Here is a 20,667-nt window from a genome sequence, read left to right as displayed (position 1 = left end):
CCAGCGGTGTTACACGTTTTTAAACAAACCAAATTTTGTAAGTATGTTAAGTTTATATGTTTAATAGAAAATCAAACAGGTAAATAACCGGGCTATTATTATGAAAGACATCCGTATGAATCGTGGAGATACCTCAGGGTACGACCACATTGAATTTGAAGAAATAAAAGCGAAAAATGGCAAGGCGATCGGCATTATTTACATGAAAAAACCGCCAAGAAATTCTATTGGTTCATGGTTGTTGGATGCTATTTACGACAAGATGGATCAATATGAAGGGGACGACTCTATCGGAGCGATTATTATTGCAAGCAGGATTCGTGGGGTTTTTAGCGACGGGGCAGATCGTGACGAGCTGTTTGGGTCATGGATTTCCGGTCTTGTAGCGGAGAAAAATTACGAAAGATTCCGCAAGGCGCATGAAATATTTGTTGAAATAGAGAATTGCAAGAAACCCGTTCTTGCCGCGATAAATGGCGTTACCATTGGTGCAGGGCTGGAGCTGGCAATGTTGTGCGACCTGCGTATTGCGTCTGATATATCCTTTTACAGTCTGCCGGAAGCCAAACCGGAGCTTGGAATTATTCCGGGTTTGGGCGCTACTCAAAGACTCCCGAGATTGGTTGGGGTAGCGCGTGCAAAGGAGATGTTGTTCCTTGGAAAACTGATACGGGCTGATACTGCGCTGGAATGGGGGCTTATTAATCAGATCGTGCCTCATAAGGATGTTTTAAAACATACGATTGAAATTGCAAAAACTTTGCTGGAACGGGATGCAAGGGTGTTGAAGGAAATGAAAAAATGTATCAACTACGCAATGGAAAACGATCTTCAGAAAGGAATCGAATATGAGGTAAGGCTCTTCGCAGAAATGATGCGGTTGAAACTTGTTGGAAAGGGCTGCTGACTACAAGTTAATTATTACTAAGACGTCAGGCGTGGGTGTGTTTGAGGATTACTGAAATCTTCGTGATTATTTGTGTGAAGATGCAGTCAATAAAATACCCGGCAAGTATCAATTAATCTTAAATTTAGTAATAGTATCGATATTGCCTTTTATTTCTTTCACTTCGTTTATTTCTTCTTCAACGTTTTTAAAGCCCTTCCTGAACTCAGCAATACTTCTTCCGACATTTTTCATAATGCCAGGCAGTCTTTTGCCAAATATGAGAAAAGCAATTAACGCGATTATAATCCACTCCCAACCACCTGGTATGGAAAACATAAAGCAGTCCTTTCTTCTTTTTTATTTTTTCCTGGCAATGATATAATCTGCCAGTTCAATAAGCGCTGTCTTGTATTGAGAATCGGGAAGCGGTGCAATCACATCCTGCGCCTGTTTAACAATGCTTCTTGCCCTGTCAAATGCGTACTCTACGGCATCGTGTTCGGTAAGCAACTCTACGATGGCGTCCTTTTTTTCATCTAAATGACCTTTAAAGATCAACTCCTTTGTTGATTCCCTCTTGCTTACGGGGAGTTGATGCACCAGCCGGATAAGCGGTAAGGTGAGTTTCCCTTTTTTAATATCCGTATTCAGCGATTTGCCAACCTCATCTTCATCTCCCATAAAATCAAGGCAATCATCTATTATCTGAAAGGCGGTACCGATTTTTAAGCCGTAATTTGACATCATCTCCGAAAGCTTATGGTTTGCCCCGGCAAAGGTGGCGCCTAAACGGCAACTTGTGGCGCACAATGAAGCGGTTTTCTTTTCGATAATATCAATATAATCTTCTTCACTAAGCCCCACATCATAGCGTCTTTTCAACTGAATCAACTCGCCTTCGCACATCGTATTTACCGTTTGAGAAAGCAGCAGAGTTGCTATTTGAGAATCAAGGGCGGAAAGGATGGTAAAGCCGCGCGAAAACAAATAATCACCAAACAGAATGGATATTTCACGTCCCCACTTTGAATTCATACTTTCGACATGCCTTCTCATGGCAGCCTCATCGATGATATCATCGTGCACCAATGTCGCGGTATGCACCATTTCCACAACAACAGCAAGGTCTATGTGCTGAGGTGCCGTATCGCTTATACATTTGCCTGAAAGCAGCGTTAAGGCGGGCCGCAGCCTTTTTCCTTTATATTTACTTATATGTACAACGAGGTCTGCCAGTGAGTTATTCTGTGGTTGTAATTCTTTGTAAAACCGGGCTTCTACCTCATCCATGAGTGGTTCGATTGAAGCGAAAATATCCTCTGTTTCCAAAACAAAATCTCTCCTAAATATCGGCTTCTATTAATAGTAAAGCGAAGCGATATGTTATCAGGCAATATTTAAAAAGTCAAACCTCTTTTCTTCCTTAATTTACAGATTTCGCTGTATACATCGTCAGGGGTTATTGAGTGAATGCACGTAACATGTTCACACCTGCGTTTTTCACAAGGACTGCAATGAATGTCTTTTCTCACCACCGACGCATTCTCATCAAAGGGTGCGTAAACAACCGGGTCCTTTGGCCCGAAAACTGCTATTGTAGGAATCCCAAGGCATGATGCAAGATGGGTAGGCCCGGTATCCCCTCCAATATAAATATCCGCACGTTGCAATAACGCAACCAACTGTTTCACCGATGCGGTCTTGCATGCAATTATCGCCGGGAAATGCATGTGCGACCGGATATCCTCTGCAATGTTATATTCCGGGCCGCTCCACGTAAAAATCACTGCATATCCGAAATCTTCTATCAATTTGTCTGACAAACGCGCATATTTTTCCGTCGGCCATCTCTTGTATTTGCCAAACAGGCTTGTTCCCGGATGAATAATCGCCATGGATTTCTGACCCAAATGGTTTTTGAGGATAAAATCGTCAATATAATTATTGTCTTGTTCCGGAACAGAAAACACCGGTTTTTTATAATATGCTTCGATGCCCAATCCCTGAACGAGCGACAGGTATTTTTCAATTCTGTGCATGGTTTTTTGCCGCGGAGTAATATGCACATTCGTAAAAATATAATTGAATTCTTTACAATATCCCATGGAAAACCCCACCCGTATTTTTGCGGCGCTTAGATATCCCAAAAGGCCGCTTTTAAAATTACCATGAAAATCCAATACAATATCATACCTTTTCATGTTTAATTGTTTAAAAAAGGCAAACATTTCTGAAATGAATTGAAAATACCGTTCCGGACGCAATAACCATGATTGCCATCGCTTCCGGGGGAAGACAAGCACTTCATCCACTTCGGGAACCATTTCAACCAAATCCTTAATATTATCCTCAACAAGCCATGTAATTTTGCTGGTGGGCAATGCTTCTCTTACATTTTTTACGGCAGGAATCACGTGAATAATATCACCCATAGCACCCAGGCGAACAATTAAAATATTTTTCTGGTTGATGCTGTTTTTCCCTATTTTCATATTTGAAAACCCTATCTCCGTCCTTTTACGATATTTTCTGCGGCAGTTCATCTTTCGGGTTAATGTACCCGCCGAAATGTGTATTTGCAACTCCAATTTAACCCGTTATACGCCACCGTTTATCACAATGCAGGAATAGCAACTTTGCGTTTGTATTCATGGAATTCGTGATATATAATGAAACACCCATGCAGACTTCTATAAGATTTACGAATTACGATTTGGGATTTGGGATTTGGGATTTAAATCGTACCTCGCAAATCGTAATTCGTACATCATAATCGATGGTTTAAATCACCCCTTTTTTCACTAAGCTTTACCCCGACAGTATATGAACTGTATGCCGCATACAACAAAAATACCCCCGCATTTTTCCATAATGAGAAGCAATAAGACTATCATATGTGTAAAAGAAGATTATAAAGAATTTATTGCAGACATAATTTCCCCTCCATTGGTGTCAGAAGCAGGCAATCAGGATTCTTTTCAAATAAAGCAGGGAAGGGGCCGCTATCCGACCATTCCTATTAAAAAAAACGGCGGTGAAAGACTCATTGTCAGAAACTATAAACATGGCGGTATGTTGGGCAGGCTTTTAGGAAATGTATTCTTTTTCGGCGACCGGCCATTAAATGAAATCTATGTACATGAAGTTGCCCGAAAAAACGGCATAACCTCCGCGGAAGCCATCGCCGTAACAAAAAAAAAGAGATGGGGCATTTTTTATTCGGCCAATTTCATATCGAAGGAGATTGCAGGCGCCGTTGATTTAATAGACTTTCTCAATGAACAACCTGCAGTAGATGTCCACTCAAAAAAATCTGTTATTTTTACCCTGGCAAAATTGATAAGAAAAATGCATGACGCGGGAATATACCATGCGGACTTACATTTAAAAAATATGCTCTTAAAGAAGATTTCCGGGGGAACATTTGAAGCGTACATAATTGATTTGGACAAATCAACGGTTTGGCGTCAATTAACTATCGGTAAAAGAATGAAGAATTTGCTGCGATTAGACCGTTCCCTTGAAAAATATTATTGGCTGCAAGGTAAAAAAACAGAAAAGCCGCTTTCCCATGTATCAAAAACAGACAGGATACGATTTTTCAAAGCATACATGACGACCGACCCGGCGATAGACAGAGATTGGAAGGTATACATTCACCGCTATTATTCGCCGTACACGTTTCACAAATTTTGGTGGCATTTTTCGGGGTTGTCCTAAAACATTTTTTAAAAAAGGTTCTTCCATGTTCATGATAAATATAATAAGTCCGGTTATTTCATATTTTATTGGGAGCATTCCGTTTGGGTTTATTATTGCCAGGGTGGCAAAAGGCATCGACATTCGTGAGGCAGGAAGCGGCAATCCTGGAGCAACCAACGTGTGGCGGGTAATGGGGAAAAAGTATGGGATACTGGTTTTCATTCTTGACATGATGAAGGGTTTTCTTCCGGTTTTAATTTTTGATTACGTGACGTCAGGACAAAGCCGCAGCTTATATGCTATATTGTGCGGCACCGGTGTTATATTGGGGCATACCTTTCCGGTCTTTTTAGGTTTTAAAGGAGGCAAGGCCGCCGCAACCGGGTGCGGTGTATTTCTGTGGTTAGCTCCCTTACCTCTGTTCATTTCAGTAGCCGCATGGTTATTAACCACTTTTATTTCACGCTACGTATCATTAGGGTCAATGGTCAGTACCGTTGTATTGGTAATCAGTATAATACTGTTAAATAACGAACCCTTCGGCAGCGGGTTGTCTTTAACATTATTTTCCATCTTTATCTCATTATTTCTCATTTTCCGGCACAAATCCAATATCAAACGCATCATCAACGGCACAGAAAATAAAATCGGCAGAAAGACAAAAAACTAAGCTGGCATAGCCAGAACCGAACAAGCACGAAATACGAAAGAGGAACCACAGATTTCAGTAGAGTAGAAACAGACGACGAGAACTTAGGCAGAAGTTTGTTTTCTCTGTTTGCTGGCTGGTTTCCCGCCAGTGCCACCATATCTCCGCCATATACTTATCACCTGCCCCTCGTCAAACCGTGCATGCGATTTTCCCGCACACGGCTTTCCGACAGCCTTCTTAAGCTTTCACAGGTTGTCTGAATTGAAAAATATAATCTCTTAGAGGAAAGCGATTGAATGTATAAGTATGCAATTGAAATATTCTATAGTGAAGAGGACGAGGGATATATTGCTGTAGTGCCGGAATTGTCTGAATGTTCGGCTTTTGGTGAAACGGAAGAAGAAGCCCTGGAAGAAGTTAAAACAGCCAGGTACCTCTGGCTGGAAACGGCAAAGAAGGAACGGAGAAAAATACCAAAACCTCAAGGGAGGGAAATGCTTAAAGCTGTTTATAAAGATATTCTTTTGTCCAAAACACCCTCGGCAAACAAATGAATATCACGGTAACACTTTAGTTTTTTGAAAAATTACAATAATTGCAATGTAAGGGCGAAGCATTGGGGAGAATATGGACACTTCCTATATTTCTTGATTGATCTGGTGGGATAATAAGGGAAGTGTCCCTATTCTCCTATATTATCCCATCAATAATTTCTGAAAATCCTGAAGACATTTCTCACGGAATTGTCTTGATAAAATACCTCCAAATGCCTATAAACGCAAAAAAGACGTAGGGGGGATTTTGGAAAGGCGGAAAGTAAAAGGATAAAACATGGCGTGATTTTTCTCTGTTTCCTCAAATTCTCTTTCCTTTCCCTTACGGACCGTTTTGATCCGGTTATTTATAAAACAAGTCGCTGTATGGAAAAAATAAATACTTTTATAGCAAAAATAACCCGCCCCAAGATTGCGGGTATCTTTCCCAGAGAAAGACTGTTCCGCTTGATGGATAAAGGCAGGGACAAGCCTGTAATCTGGATATCGGCGCCTGCCGGTTCCGGAAAGACAACCCTTGCGGCAAGCTATCTGAATAGCCGTAAGCTCTCCTATCTGTGGTACCGCGTGGATGAAGGCGATGCTGATATTGCAACCTTTTTCTACTCTATGGGAATAGCGGTAAAGAAGGCTGTTCCATCGCATAGGAAACCCCTCCCCTTGTTAACGCCTGAGTACCAACAGAGTATTCCCCTGTTTACCAAACGGTATTTTGAAGAGTTGTATAGCAGACTGACGTCACCATGGATAATCGTTTTTGACAATATACAGGATGCGCCTGTTAATTCTTTATTTCATAAAACGCTTACCAGCAGCCTCGATATAATCCCTGATGGTATCAGTATTATAGCCGTCAGCCGGAATGACCCGCCTCCCCACTATGCCAGTATTAGTGCAAACAATAAATCCCATCTTATTGGACGGGAAGAGGTCAGGTTTACCATGAAAGAGTCTAAGGAGATACTTCTGGTAGGGGCAAAAAAGAGAATAGCAAACACATCCTTAACCCGGTTATACACACAAACAGAAGGCTGGGCGGCAGGTCTTGTACTTATAGCGGAGCACATAAGAACAAAGGGTCTTGATGATACGCTACGAAGCGGATCAATATACGAAAAGGCATTTGACTATTTTGCAAATGAAATCTTTATAAAGACAGATAAGAAAACGCAGATATTCTTACTTAAGACAGCCTTTTTGCCAAGAATGACGATACACATGGCAGAAAAACTCACCGGCGTCAGCGAATCGGGACGCATCCTGCACGAACTGACCCGAAAGAATTACTTTACCACGGCACACTATCAGAAGGAGACTATTTATCAATACCACCCGCTTTTCAGGGAATTTCTGCTCTCCAGGGCAAGGGATTCTTTTGACACCGGAAGATTGTCTGCTATGCAGCGAAAGGCTGCCGCACTTCTTGGAAAATCAGGGCAAATAGAAGATGCTGCCCTTTTATTCATTAATGTTGGTGACTGGGATGGTCTTATCAAGCTAACCTGCAGCCATGCATCGTCCCTCATAGCGCAGGGGAGAACAAAGACGCTTGTGGAATGGATTACAAATATTCCTGAAGAAACAAGAGATAATGAACCGTGGATCCTTTACTGGCACGGTGTTTGTAAATTATCGTACAATCTTACAGAAAGCCGTGGTTGTTTTGACAGGGCATTTATGCAGTTCCGCGCCTGGAATGAACAAACGGGCATGTGGCTGTCCTGGTCGTATGCGGTAGATACTATTTTTCACGAATTTGAAGATTTTCCCCGTCTTGACAACTATGCTTCATTATTTGATGACATATTTCAGAAAAGAACACCCTTCCCTTCATTTGAAGTTGAATTGAGGGTTCTTCCCTGCAGGTTTTTCATTATGGCGATGAGGGAACCAAATCACCCTGAGATTGATAAATGGGCTCACCGCGTTTTTTTGTGTCTGCAGGAGTGCAGAGAGGTAAACCTTCGTCTCCAGCTCGGATTTCATCTTGCGGTACATTACTTGTGGATGGGTGATTTTGCAAATGTCGGCATTGTAATAAACTCGATCAGCGAAGGGTTACGATCCGAAACAATCCTTCCGATGGAGCGCCTTTTGTGGGAAAATACAAAGGCCATGTATGCATGGCTTACAGGTTCCGTTGAGTCGTGTCTTCGTACTGTTTCTGAGGCGTTAAAGCTTTCTTGCGAAACGGGCATACATTTCTGGGATCACCACCTCCTCTCATTTGCGGCTTGCGCAGCACTGAGCGACGGAGATATTGAAACAGCCAATGGAATGATTCGTAAAATAGCGTCCGGTCTGACACATGCACGAAAAATCGACATTATCTTCTATCACTTCCTGTGTGCATGGAGAGATCTGACCAGTGGAAATTTGTCATCTGCCGCAGAACACATGAGAATACATACCAGCCTGGTCGCAAAGATAGGAGCGTATCTCCCTGTTGCGGTAAATCATGTTGCAGCGGCACATATCTTTGCGGCAAGGGGAGAATACCGTGAAGCAATATCCTGGCTCAATCGTGCCCAACAAATTGGACGGCAGACAAAGAGCAAGCTTATCAAACATATGTGCCTCCTGACGAAAGCCTGGTTAGCATTGGAGTGTAGCGGAAAAGGAACTTCAGAGGAAGAGGGGCTGGCAGCGTTGCGCAAGGCAATGTCGTTTGGGAGGGAACATCGTTTCATCAACTGCTTCTTATGGCGGCCTGAAGTCGTCTCACGATTGTGCATAAAGGCGCTTGAGGCAGGAATCGAGGCCGAGTACGTCCGTGAACTTGTCCGCACACGCAAACTGGTTCCCGATACGCCGCCTCTGGGGTGTGAAAACTGGCCGTGGCCGTTAAAGATATTCACGCTGGGGAGGTTTACCCTGCTGAAAGAAGACAGCCCCGTTTCCATGTCCGGAAAGGTACCGCGCAAGCCATTGGAACTTATCAAGGCGATTATTTCACTGGGAAGCAAGGAAGTATCTATAGACCGGGTAACAAATATGCTGTGGCCCGATACAGAAGGAGACATGGCGCATCATGCCTTTGAGAGCACATTGTACCGGTTGCGCCGCCTCATTGGCAATGATGCGGCAATCAAGCTACAAGGCGGACATTTATCGCTTGACAGCCGGTATTGCTGGGTTGATGTATGGGTATTTGAAAGGTTACTGGAGGAAATTGCCGGTGCATCCGTATCTGAAAAGCCCGTCCCCCTTGTGCGACCCGATGTTTTAAAGTTGTTTGAAAAGGCCTTTGATCTCTATAAAGGGTGTTTTCTGCCGGCGGATATATCATGTTTATGGACTGTATCAATCCGGAAATCCTTACAGAAAAAGTTTTTCAGGCTGGTTATGTTATCAGGGAATTATCTGGAACGTGCGAAACAATGGCAAATTGCAGTGGAATATTATGAAAGGGCGATTGAGATAGATAATCTTGCAGAGGAGTTTTACCAGCGGCTTATGATGTGTCACCATAGGCTTGACAAGCGTTTGGAAGCAGTTAAGGTTTATCACCATTTAAGGAATGCACTCTCTTCGGTTTATCAGATTACACCTTCACCGGAAACAGAAGCTCTGTACAGATCGATACTATCCGGTACTCACAAGCCGGAATGCAAGAAATTTTAAAATATTGAGAATCGGTGAGCTATCGGTGAGTTTTCTTGTGTTAAATATTTGGAATGTGAAATTTTCATCCTATTGAACAAGGAATTTTAAAATTGCGGCTGTAGGGCGAAGAGACTCTTCGTCCTATATAGGGAGGACCGTTGATACCTGATTTAAATAAACCGGAAGAAAAATAGAGAAAGAGAACGGCGGAGAAAATCCAAATTGTTTTTCCACGTATTTCTTGGGCATAAATATCTTTATATCACAGAAAGGAGCATGTATGTATTTACTATTTGACAGGAAAACAGTGCATTATAACCGGACACTAATTTTAGCCACATTGATTACTCTCGCTTTTTTAATTCTTCCCGCACTCACAAAATTGCCCATTGCCCAGGCACACGATTGCGGCCCTGTTGCAGTGACAATGAACGTCGGGGAAACCACCACCTGGCAGATCACGGCTGATTTGACGGAAGATGTGACCCATTATCGGCCGGTATATACGGGAGATACCAGCATAGCAACACTATCTCCTGATACGGAGTTCTATAGCCACCATGGCGTGTTTACCATTACCGCCACAGGGGCTGGGCAAACGAGCTTTGCAATTGAGTGGTATTATGAACAAACCGATACAGGCGGCATTTGTGAGGTGGTTGTTACCGTGAAAGAGGCTAAACCAACGCCAATCCCAACGGTCTCTCCAAAACCGACACCGACAGTTACGTCACCAACCGGGCTTATGATCAATGACGATCAGTATGTTACACCCTTAAATAATGCGTCTACAAACTATAAAAAACTCATGAGAGCAAATGGCGGCGTTTTTATTGATGCTGCCTGCACTATATGTCCACCACCTGATGAAGCTTTCATGATTACAAGTCCTGGTCTTATCAATGACGCACCCGACCCCATAACGCTCCATAACGGTGAATTCGTCTTACAGGCAACAGACCTCAAGATACCCGGACGCGGATTCGACTGGGCGTTTACCCGCACCTACAAAAGCCGCATTACCTATGACGGGACGTTGGGACATAACTGGGATTTTAACTATAACTCCAGGCTAATTGAAATTACGGAAGATAATCAGGACGCCATTTCAACGGATACCTTTACCCCTGTATTCAGTAGTTCGTTTACAAAAGTCGGGAGTGTTGTCGTTATGGATGGTCACGGCAGGTCAGACCTCTATGGTTTACAATCAGATGGCGCATATAGCACTCCATTAGGAGCCTATACCCGACTAACAAAAAATGAGGACGGTTCATTCATACTAAGAGACCGGCAGGGGAGTAAAAAGTCGTATGATAAAAATGGCTTCCTTAATAATCTGGAAGACAGACACGGAAATTCCATGAAGTTTAAAAGGGATGACAACAGCAGACTCACAGAAGTTACCGACACACTTGGCAGGAAGATTTCGTACAATTATAACAGTGACGGACGACTCACCGGGGTAAAGGATTTTGCCGATAGAACCATTAAATTTGAATATGACGGCAACGGCGATCTCGTCTCTGTAACCTCTCCATCAGTCACCGGTACCACTAATGGAAATGACTTCCCTGATGGCAAGACCACTAAATATACCTATTCATCAGGGTTTGATGATGAAACGTTAAACCACGGCCTTTTGACCATAACAGCCCCGAACGAAGTGGCAGTCGGTGGCTCACCGCGCGTGATTAATGTATATGAGACAGACTCCACATCGTATGCCTACGGTCGCGTTATAAAACAGACCTACGGAGGAACTAATGCCGGCGGAATTGCCGCAGGAGGTGATGTCACGTATGTATATGAGGAACTTACCTCAAACCCTTCGGGTACCAATGAACCGGCCAATCGCGTAACGGTGACAGACCGCAACGGTAACAAGACGATATACGAGCACAATAAACTGGGGAATGCCATATCCATTAAGGAATATACCAAAGGCCTGCGAACGGGTGAACCGGCATATTTTGAGACGGGCTTTGAATATAATGCAGATGGAGAAAGGGTAAAAGCCACGCTGCCAGAGGGAAATGAGGTTGAAAATACGTTCGCCGCAGGGGATGCAAGTTCAACCGATTATACAAAGGACAGGTTTAAACAGGGGAATCTCCTTGAAAATAAGCAGATACCAGACAGCGACCGCGGGGGCGACCAGCAGCAAATCACCCCGACTTTTACCTATGAGCCGATATACAATCGTACCAGAACAGAGACTGACCCGCGGGGAAACGACGCCGGCTATGCGCCACCCAACGGCGGCACGCATTCAAAAGCACGTTATACTACTACCTATTATTTTGACTATCAGGAAGGCAACAATCTGAATGCGATAGCAGAGGTCTTGGGTGTTTCAAGTGCTGACGTTCAGTCGATGCTTGATGAGGCAGGGGTAAAAATTGGTCTGGGCGATCTGAACGGCGACGGCGTTACCAACGGCGTTGCAGGCAATGTGGTCAAGATTGTTTATCCGACGGCAAATCTGTTGAGTGATTCCAATCAGGCGAAACTTGAAGGCGATACATCACAGGAAATTGTGGAGTTGTTTACCTACAATAAATATGGCCAGATTACATCAAAGACCGACACCGAGGGGAATGTTACTGAATACGACTATCAACCTGAGAACGACCCCGACGGCGATGGAAAGGATAAGATTAATGGCAAGGGGAAAGATCACTTTGGTTATCTGAAAGAGGCAGTAGCAGATACCACTTCCTCGTCAAAGCGGAATTCCGGTAAAAATTCAAAACCGGCAAAGATTAAGACTCAATATTTTTATGATGATGTGGGAAATGTAATAAAAGAAGTCAATGGCCGCGGCATTGCTACGGAATATGTGGTTAACGAACTCAATCAAAGAGTCAAAATCACCCGTGCTGCCTCTGTCTCTAAAAATAAAGGAAAAAAGAAAAAAACAAACTTAAAGGCATTCAAATATGTCACCTATATGGAGTACGATTATAATGACAATATCGTAAAGAAAGAGGTTGAAAATAGTGACAGCAATAACGGCGATCTTGCAGGGGATTTTGTTGAGTACACCTATTCCTACGACATTCTTGATCATTTAATTAAAGAGACAAAGGAAGTTAGCGAGAATGAAACATTGGTTACTGAGTATCATTACGATGCGAATGAAAACAGGATAAAGGTCATACAGCCGGAGGGAAATTATCAGGAGACGGAATATGACGAACGGGACAAGGTATTTCGCTCCACTAATGTGTGCGGATGCAGCGGAGGTTCTCCAAATACAACATACAATTATGATAAGAACGGAAACCTTGTTGAACAAATAGACGGAGAGGATAATAACGGTGACGGAGCGAACGACAGCATCCTGTATGGATATGACGGATTTAACAGGCTCGTTAAGACTACAGACCCTTTAGGGAATGTTGCAGAACAGGTGTATGATCCTAGTGGTAATGTTATAAAGGTATTACGCTATGGCGCTATCGGTGGTGAAAGCCCGAAAGACAATTCAGGTTCTGGGAACGTGTTGTTAAGCCAGGCAGAGTACTTCTTTGACGAGATGAACAGGCAGTACCAGCAGGATGAAATACTGTTTGTGGCTGACGGTGTGAGTACCGTCCGTACCACTGTCCTCAAAGATGGACCTTTGGGTACATCTGATGACGGCAGGGTAACAACACGAAACGAATTCGACCGCAAAGGACGCACGACTTTTACCATTGCGGACGATGGAGACGTGTTTGAATCACAATACGACGGGGTAAACAGATTGATAGCAAGGATTGACCCGGAAGGGAATCGTGCAGACTACACCTACGACGAAAACAACAATATGACAATGGTCAAAGAAACTGAGGTCACTCAGGAAGGGAACAGCCCTTCATTGACAGAGAAATTTACCACCATAAACGAATACGACGCACTGGACCGTTTAGTCAGGGTAACTGATAATATAGGGCAGACCGCCAGATTTACCTACGACAGCCGTAATAATCTCATTTATACCAGTGACCCAAATGGAAAAAAGACAAAGGACAAACAGGGGCTTTATGACGGCAAGATTAATAAGGATGGCAACACCGTGCATTACTACTATGATGGAATCAACCGGAAGATTAAAGAGGAAAGAGACCTCCGGAAGGGTGGACAGGGCAATGGGGCTATCGACACCTCCAATCCGTATAACCCCGATGGAAAGATTACCATTGCCTATACGTATGACAAAAATTCCCACCTCACTGCAATAACTGACGATAACGGAAATACCACACAATACGACTATGATGATTCAAACCGTCTTACACAACAGACCAATGCCGACGGGACGACAAAGACGTTCGAATATGATAAGGACAGCAATCTGGTAAAAGCGACCGACGAGAACGGCTCTGTGACAGAGTTCACTTACGATGCACTCAACCGTCTGACGCAGAAGGATGTAACCAGGGCATCAGGGGTTATTGGGACAACACAGCAGGCATTTGAGTATGACGGACTCTCAAGGCTCACCAAATCTCTTGACAATAACAACCCTAACGATACCGCGGACGATGCTACGGTTGCTTATGCTTATGATTCCCTTGGCAGGCTTCTTGAAGAGGTGCAGAACGGCAAAGCCGTCTCAAGCCAGTGGGATGGCTCTAATAACAGGCTGGCGTTAATCTATCCCAATGGAAGGAAGATAGAAACTTCCTACGATAAGCTTGACAGGATTGACACGATAAAAGATTCTGGTTCTGCTACAAACATTGTTGACTATGATTACATAGGACCCGGAAGGATTTTGGAACGGACATACAGTAACGGTGTTCGTATGACCTTTCTTAATGATAAGAGGACAAAAAACGAGGGTTACGACAAGGCACGACGTACGGTAAAGCTGAGACACCTTACAAAAGACAATGACCTTGTTGCCGGGTTTGAACATGGATACGACCGGGCGGGTAACAAATTGTACGAAACCAGATTGCACGAGTTCAGCGGGAAAAAGAACGTAGGCGATGTATATACGTATGATTCGGTGTACAGGCTGATAACCTTTAATCGAGACGTCATTGACCCCAAAAAGGCATCCAGTAATGCAGGGCGAAGCGTCGCTTCGCCTTACGAAGAGCGAAATAACACTTCGCTCTACAAAGATAAGAATGGTAAAGGGAAGGCCGGTGAGAACCAAACGGACTGGGGGTTTGACGGCTTAGGGAATTGGCTAACGCTTACGATTGGCACTGAAACCTTTAAAAATACCGCAAATGAAATGAATGAGTACGTTGACTTTAAAGGCGCTTCTCAGGCGCATGACAACAATGGTAATTTGACTGACGATGGAACAAACACTTATGTATATGACTTTGCAAACCGGCTGTACACTGTGAGCAGAAAAACAGATAGCGCCGTAATCTCCGCCTATACGTATGATGCATCGGGACGCCGCATTCGCAAAGTGGTGTCGAACTCCGGTGATTTAGATGGAACCACAAACTTTTACCTGGATGGATGGCGGGAGATCGAGGAACGGGATGATGCCGATAGCGTATTACAACAATATGTCTTTGGGATGTACATAGACGAACCTCTTGTGCTGAATCGAAATGTGGACAGTGACGACAGCGCTACCAGCGCCGGTGACGAGCAGTTATTTTATCATCAGAATACATTGTACTCCATATTTGCATTAACTGATAATAACGGCGAAGTTGTAGAAGGCTATCAATATGATGCCTATGGTCTTCAAACGGTATTTGAATCCGGGGCAAATGGCACAGTGGATTTTGACGGTGACGATGTGGTTACATCAGGCGGCATTGGCAGTATTGACAATCCGTATCTGTTTACGGGTCGCCGACTAGATCCGGAAACTGGAGTTTATTACTACCGTATGCGGTACATGAACGCGGATCAAGGAAGGTTTGTAAGCAGGGATCCGATTGGATACGATACGGGACTGCTACTGTATGAGTATGTGGGCGGACAACCTACAGTAAGGGTGGACCCGTTTGGATTAAGATCGCAAGACCCTTGCCCCTCCGGCTCCGGCTGGACACGGAGAAGTATGCCGTCGGATGACCCAAATGATAACAAATTTTTGAGGGCAGGTGATTACGAAATTGCAGGGCCATCATGGGGTGGCAAAAGGTATTGGAAACCAAGCTTTTCCCTTAATTATGAATGGGTCGAACCTCCTAATTTCCAGAGACCTCAAAGTGGTTGTGGAGAAGGGGTAGAAGGAAGCTGGTCATTATACTTTGAGGAAAGCAGTCAGCATTCGTTCCAGATTACGGGTGGAGTGGAAAAAGCACCATATCAGGTTCAGGGTTCTTATTCATATTCATTCGGTTCTACAATCGGAAACGCGACATCATGGAATGGAAAGAAGGAAGGAGAGGCGTGTAAGGAATTCCTGCTTATTGGTTTGATTGAAAAGGTGAGTGAAATGAAGAGTTACTATCACCCGTACTATCGTGGTTCTGCCCCACCACCTGAAGCGTCAAATGGCATATACACCAGATCTGTGGGTTACGCAGTTTGTGAACGTCCTTGCGGCACGCCACAAACCCGTAACAAATAAGAGGGAAAATATGGAGGTGTCAAATTTTTATTATTGACAAATTGCCATGAATAACCATTTTTAGGAACTGCCATTTTTACACTTTGTTCAGGGTAACGTCTGTAGAGGGTTGAGGGTCACGTCTTAAATATTAGCGTGCCCAGAGAAGAGTATTGCTTTCTAACGGGTGAAAGACCCGTCATGGTAAAAGCCGGAGCCATGTAGCTTGGATGGCAGGAGAGGACTGAGGGGCACGTCTTAAATATTAAGTAATTGTGTTTTTTTATTTACCTGTTTCGGTGAGCATCCGTACCGAAATAACTCATATGCGCTAAACAAAAAGAAAGGGTGGTAAAATCTTCAAAAGTGAGAATTTCCTTTCAATTTTTCCAGGCGGGTTCAGGCTTGTAACCTGAATCGAAACATTTTGGAAATATCTTGATATTGCAAAATAGAAATTGTATTCTATTTTGTATGATTATCGCAAGAAAGATAAAAACGCTGGTACAACAGCGCCTGAAATCGTATCCGGCGGTAGCTTTAATCGGACCACGCCAGTCCGGCAAAACCACGCTGGCGCGCTCTTTGTCAACTGACTATTTCGATCTGGAACAAGAACCAGAACAACTGCGTCTGGACGTCCAATGGCCTTCGTTGATCAAGACCAAACGCCTTATAGTCCTTGACGAGGCCCAGTCATGGCCGGAATTATTTCCGCGCTTACGTGGGGCAATAGATATGGAACGACAAAGGCTTGGTCGCTTCCTGCTGCTGGGTTCTGTTTCACCGGCGCTCATGAAACATGTTTCTGAGTCCCTGGCAGGACGTCTCTCCCTGGTTGAATTAACCCCTTTGACTCTCACCGAACTTCCTGATATCCCAATGACGGAATTATGGTTACGGGGTGGTTTTCCTGATGGCGGTGTTTTGACGTCCGACCGCTATCCACAATGGCAAAAGGACTATCTCGACCTCATGACGCAACGTGACTTACCAAGCTGGGGGTTAAGCGCCAAACCACAAGTGATGCAACGTTTGTTGAGAATGTTGGCAGCCGTTCATGGCCAATTGTGGAATGCCTCGCAAATTGGTCAAAGCCTCGGCCTTTCGTACCATACGGTCAATACCTATGTCCATTTTCTGGAAGGGACTTTTCTCATTCGGAAGCTTCAACCCTGGTTTGCAAATGTGAAGAAACGGCTTGTTCGTAGTCCGAAGTGTTATTGGCGTGATACCGGCATTCTTCACAGTTTGCTTGGTGTTCAGGACTATGAAACGCTTCTTAATCAACCATGGGTGGGCGCAAGTTGGGAAGGGTTTGTTATCGGGCAAATCCTGGACACCTTGAATATGACCGGATGGCCGGTGGATCCATGGTTCTTCCGTACGGCTGATGGCGCTGAGATTGATCTCATGTTCCGTTACAAGAACAAATTATGGGCTATTGAAGTGAAGTTGACGTCGAACCCTTCTTTGCAGGATTTTGACAGCCTCAACCGCGCTGCCGATCTGGTTGGAGCGGATAAACGTGTACTTGTCTCCCAGACAACACAGTCAGCAGTTGGAAAAATGCAGATTTCATGCTCGTTACAGGAGTTGTTGGAAATGTTCGTTAAACCGGAATAGTTCAGCTTACGGGGAATGGGGGTCTTTGATTTTGATGTAGCGAGTTCCTCCGGTTGGGCAGGAATAATTTTAATCATTTCTCCACATTTTCAGGGCTGGATCGGGCATGAATCGGGTTTAACGTATTTGATTTCTCCGTTTCTGATTGTTGTGTGAAAAAGTTTTAGTGAAGTTAACCTGAAGGTATACAAAAAGCGTTGCGTAAGGATACCGAATAGGGTCATGTGTTGGTATCAAACCTTGATCTGTGATTAAGTGTGGTTAGTGGTTAAGGGGGGAGCATTCCCGATTTTTTGTAAAAATGCCATTAGCGGGGGGAGGTGAAGGAATAGTAACACAAGCTTCCAGTTTGAGGGTAAAATGCCACAAGCAGGGTGCTTGTGTTACAATGTACAATTAGTTAACCAAAAATCGGGAATGCGCCTGTTGTTCAAACTATGTCCCCCGCTGGCGGGGGTGCAGGGGGTGGACTGGATTTCTCCATCGATTCAACTACCCCTTTATTATGAAAATAAATTTGACCCTCTTTCCCACGCTCCGCAGACTGGTCAAATGGACAATTTTATCCTGTTTCGTGACATGCATTCCCGCAGAACGTAGGAATGAGAAGAAAAATTTATGGCTATTCATGTTATAAACCTCCCAGATTTCCTCCGCATACAATTCCACCCCCTTAATCCCCCGCCAGCGGGGGGACAGGCTTGCCACATCCCTTGCAGCGTTGTTTTGCCCCAATCACACAAACGGTTACAAAAAATCGGGAATGCTCATGTTAAGGGGCAAATAGGGACAGGCACTATTTTGTTTAGTGATTATAGGTAGTGGAAAGGAGTTGAATTATATGGAGGAATCAAATCTTTATTATTGACAAATTATCATGAATAACCATTTTTAGGAATAGTCATTTTTGCACTTCGTTTAGGGCAACGTCTTAGTGTATATTCTGGTCGAAAACGACAGAAGAAAGGCTGCTGAATAAATTTCTGGGCATTTAATAAGGTCTTCGGCCAACTTTTTTGCGCAACCGAGACGGTCGCGCTACCAATTTGAAATTCTTTACCGGTAAATCAGGCATTTGGCAACATTTTTTTGTAGAGCGAAGTGGCACTTCGCTCTACAAAATTCTGCAATCATTAAAGTCATACATGGCAAGGGAAGCAAACAAACTCCTCAACCGCAGTGGCGCCTTCTGGCAGCACGAAAGCTATGACCATGTTGTGCGTGATGGAAAGGAACCGGAACGGATTGTAAGTTATGTTTTATACAATCCTGTAAAGACTGGCTTGGTCTCAAGCTGTGATCAGTACGTACATGTGGTATAAGGCGCATGTGGTGCAGAATGGAAAGCATGTAGAGCGAAGCGCCGCTTCGCTCTGCAATACAATGTGATTGAAAAGGAAATGGAGTTATGCCTAAACCCAAAAATACAATTTTGCAATTAAAAATGCTGTGGTATGTTGTTTTCCTGTTGGCTATGTCTCTAAATGTGCATGCCGGCAATGAAGAAATTGTTTCCCTCTTTACCTCTGCCGTGTCCGGGAATTTAACATCTGATGATGCAGTATTTGGCGTTGCAATGTCTGACAGTCAGCAGGAAGTTATTATCAACCTTATTCCTTTGAAATCAGAAATTGAAGCATATGAAAAGGTGCGCATGGATTTTCTGGAACATAGCATTGTTGTCAGACGCACTGCATTTCTTCGGGGGTTGAAGGAAAGCGTGACATGGATTGGAAAGCCTGAAGGTCGGGAAGGATCGATCATTATGTCGGTTTGCGGCGATGCCCTTTTTGGGCAGATTGAGCTGAAAGACGAGGTTTACAAGATAGTACCTGTCAGAGGCGCAAACACGCACCGGGTCTTTAAGCTCGATCCGGAAAAAGCCGCTCCCATAGACGACGGTGGCTCGATTCCGCATTATGATAAATTGAATGACAAAGAGATCAAGGATAGTTCTTCTTCCGAAAAAAGAGATGACGGATCGGTTTTTGACGTGCTTGTTTTATATACGAATGGTTTTGCGGAGGCATATCCGGGTGATGAGCTTATTGCCCAGATTAGTTATCTGGCCGGTGTAGCAAACGCTTCCTATGTAAACAGCGAAATTGGCCTTACTGCACGGGTTGTCGGAATAGAGGAGGTTGATTATGAAGACAGCGGAACAACGGCGGACGCCCTCAGTGATTTAACGTACGGGAGTGGCGTTTTTTCAGACGTGGCGGACCTGCGCAATCGTTTGGGCGCTGATCTTGTTGTTTTGTTGAGGGTTTACACGTCCGGTAACGATGTTTGTGGCAGAGCATGGCAAATGACGTCACTGAGTAGCTCGTTTGAAAATTGGGCATTTTCAGTGGTACAGGTAGGCGAAATTAGTTCTGGCAGTGGTTCTTGGTATTCGTATTCGTATTGTTCAGACCAAACCCTGGCCCATGAAATGGGACACAATATGGGGTGCGGACATGATGACGCATACTCGGCTACGGGTGTATTTGAATATTCATACGGCTATTGCTTTTATCCTTATAGGTCTGTCATGGCTACGTGCAATGGCACGAGGGTCAACTATTTTTCGAATCCGGATGTATCCTATGAAGGATTTGCTACCGGCACTGATAATGCCAATAATGCCCGTTCGATAAACAAAGTCAAACTAACGGTTTCTCAATTTCGGGATTCGAAATGCCTGGGGTCGATAACAATATCTCCTAAAGAATTGACACTTGCCAGGCAGGAAGGTAGTGAAGTGACGGTAACGATAACAGGCGAATACGATTCTCCGTCCGAAGGCGAGACAATAAATGTAACAGTAAATAAGGCGGGCAGGAAGCAGGTATCGGTTTCACCGTCCAGTGGTATCACAGACTTCAATGGTCAGGCGGCATTTACCATAACCGCAATGAAAAAGAAAGGAACTGCAAAGGTCAAATTTAAGGTAGGTTGTTTGAAGAAATCAATGACCGTGAAGGTTAACTAAAGCTATTCCACGGATGTCGCAGAATTTGTCGTAAGGAGACATCAATAAAAAAGTGTTGCGCAGTTCGCAGATATAAAACGGGGGAGCATTCCTGATTTTTTGTAACAGTTTAGATTTTTGAAAAACAAAAATGCTCGT

At 44.0% G+C, this 20,667-nt stretch carries 13 protein-coding genes; 10 read left to right on the top strand and 3 right to left on the bottom strand.

The annotated features are described in order from the left end of the window. Nucleotides 1-100 precede the first annotated feature (100 nt). The gene (locus tag M5U24_RS05370; protein WP_099326815.1) at nucleotides 101-907 is read left to right on the top strand and encodes an enoyl-CoA hydratase/isomerase family protein; all 807 of its coding nucleotides are present in this window, start codon (nucleotides 101-103) and stop codon (nucleotides 905-907) included. 108 nt (nucleotides 908-1,015) lie between these two features. Here M5U24_RS05370 and M5U24_RS05365 read toward each other — a convergent pair whose 3' ends face one another. The 3 genes from M5U24_RS05365 to M5U24_RS05355 all read right to left on the bottom strand — a co-directional run bounded on the left by M5U24_RS05365 (nucleotide 1,016) and on the right by M5U24_RS05355 (nucleotide 3,381). Further along, nucleotides 1,016-1,225, bottom strand: coding sequence for a twin-arginine translocase TatA/TatE family subunit (locus M5U24_RS05365; protein ID WP_099326814.1), 210 nt, complete (start codon nucleotides 1,223-1,225; stop codon nucleotides 1,016-1,018). A 21-nt stretch (nucleotides 1,226-1,246) separates the two neighbouring features. Then, a complete protein-coding gene (locus tag M5U24_RS05360) occupies nucleotides 1,247-2,218 on the bottom strand; it encodes a polyprenyl synthetase family protein (protein ID WP_099326813.1) in 972 nt (323 codons plus the stop codon). 68 nt (nucleotides 2,219-2,286) lie between these two features. After that, the gene (locus tag M5U24_RS05355; protein ID WP_157820756.1) at nucleotides 2,287-3,381 is read right to left on the bottom strand and encodes a glycosyltransferase family 9 protein; all 1,095 of its coding nucleotides are present in this window, start codon (nucleotides 3,379-3,381) and stop codon (nucleotides 2,287-2,289) included. A 379-nt stretch (nucleotides 3,382-3,760) separates the two neighbouring features. Between M5U24_RS05355 and M5U24_RS05350 the strand changes: the two genes are divergently transcribed. From M5U24_RS05350 to M5U24_RS05310, 9 genes are all read left to right on the top strand, one after another. Further along, on the top strand, nucleotides 3,761-4,609 hold the full coding sequence (locus M5U24_RS05350) for a lipopolysaccharide kinase InaA family protein (protein WP_157820754.1): 849 nt from the start codon (nucleotides 3,761-3,763) through the stop codon (nucleotides 4,607-4,609). 31 nt (nucleotides 4,610-4,640) lie between these two features. Continuing rightward, nucleotides 4,641-5,261, top strand: coding sequence for a glycerol-3-phosphate 1-O-acyltransferase PlsY (gene plsY, locus M5U24_RS05345; protein WP_197705272.1), 621 nt, complete (start codon nucleotides 4,641-4,643; stop codon nucleotides 5,259-5,261). A 278-nt stretch (nucleotides 5,262-5,539) separates the two neighbouring features. Beyond that, entirely contained in the window at nucleotides 5,540-5,797 is a 258-nt protein-coding gene (locus tag M5U24_RS05340; RefSeq protein ID WP_099326809.1) for a type II toxin-antitoxin system HicB family antitoxin, read from the top strand. Nucleotides 5,798-6,163: 366 nt separating this feature from the next. Beyond that, nucleotides 6,164-9,421, top strand: coding sequence for a BTAD domain-containing putative transcriptional regulator (locus M5U24_RS05335; protein WP_157820752.1), 3,258 nt, complete (start codon nucleotides 6,164-6,166; stop codon nucleotides 9,419-9,421). A gap of 262 nt (nucleotides 9,422-9,683) precedes the next feature. Beyond that, on the top strand, nucleotides 9,684-15,950 hold the full coding sequence (locus M5U24_RS05330) for an RHS repeat-associated core domain-containing protein (RefSeq protein ID WP_099326807.1): 6,267 nt from the start codon (nucleotides 9,684-9,686) through the stop codon (nucleotides 15,948-15,950). 423 nt (nucleotides 15,951-16,373) lie between these two features. Next, complete coding sequence (locus M5U24_RS05325; protein WP_172953504.1) at nucleotides 16,374-17,555, top strand: ATP-binding protein; 1,182 nt, start codon at nucleotides 16,374-16,376, stop codon at nucleotides 17,553-17,555. A gap of 360 nt (nucleotides 17,556-17,915) precedes the next feature. Next, on the top strand, nucleotides 17,916-18,155 hold the full coding sequence (locus M5U24_RS05320; protein WP_157820750.1) for a hypothetical protein: 240 nt from the start codon (nucleotides 17,916-17,918) through the stop codon (nucleotides 18,153-18,155). A gap of 416 nt (nucleotides 18,156-18,571) precedes the next feature. Next, on the top strand, nucleotides 18,572-18,877 hold the full coding sequence (locus M5U24_RS05315; RefSeq protein WP_157820748.1) for a hypothetical protein: 306 nt from the start codon (nucleotides 18,572-18,574) through the stop codon (nucleotides 18,875-18,877). Between the two features lie 86 nt (nucleotides 18,878-18,963). Next, entirely contained in the window at nucleotides 18,964-20,529 is a 1,566-nt protein-coding gene (locus M5U24_RS05310; protein WP_099326803.1) for a M12 family metallo-peptidase, read from the top strand. Nucleotides 20,530-20,667: the final 138 nt, after the last annotated feature.

It is taken from the genome of Candidatus Kuenenia sp., from assembly GCF_027493735.1.
Lineage (GTDB): Bacteria > Planctomycetota > Brocadiia > Brocadiales > Brocadiaceae > Kuenenia > Kuenenia stuttgartiensis_A.
This window is presented reverse-complemented; position numbering and strand designations above follow the sequence as displayed.

Excerpts from the sequence above, each read along its gene's own strand:
- M5U24_RS05370 (WP_099326815.1), top strand. The coding sequence starts at position 101 with ATGAAAGACATCCGTATGAATCGTGGAGATACCTCAGGGTACGACCAC.
- M5U24_RS05365 (WP_099326814.1), bottom strand. The coding sequence starts at position 1,225 with ATGTTTTCCATACCAGGTGGTTGGGAGTGGATTATAATCGCGTTAATT.
- M5U24_RS05355 (WP_157820756.1), bottom strand. The coding sequence starts at position 3,381 with ATGAAAATAGGGAAAAACAGCATCAACCAGAAAAATATTTTAATTGTT.
- M5U24_RS05350 (WP_157820754.1), top strand. The coding sequence starts at position 3,761 with ATGAGAAGCAATAAGACTATCATATGTGTAAAAGAAGATTATAAAGAA.
- plsY (WP_197705272.1), top strand. The coding sequence starts at position 4,641 with ATGATAAATATAATAAGTCCGGTTATTTCATATTTTATTGGGAGCATT.
- M5U24_RS05340 (WP_099326809.1), top strand. The coding sequence starts at position 5,540 with ATGTATAAGTATGCAATTGAAATATTCTATAGTGAAGAGGACGAGGGA.
- M5U24_RS05335 (WP_157820752.1), top strand. The coding sequence starts at position 6,164 with ATGGAAAAAATAAATACTTTTATAGCAAAAATAACCCGCCCCAAGATT.
- M5U24_RS05330 (WP_099326807.1), top strand. The coding sequence starts at position 9,684 with ATGTATTTACTATTTGACAGGAAAACAGTGCATTATAACCGGACACTA.
- M5U24_RS05320 (WP_157820750.1), top strand. The coding sequence starts at position 17,916 with ATGCCACAAGCAGGGTGCTTGTGTTACAATGTACAATTAGTTAACCAA.
- M5U24_RS05310 (WP_099326803.1), top strand. The coding sequence starts at position 18,964 with ATGCCTAAACCCAAAAATACAATTTTGCAATTAAAAATGCTGTGGTAT.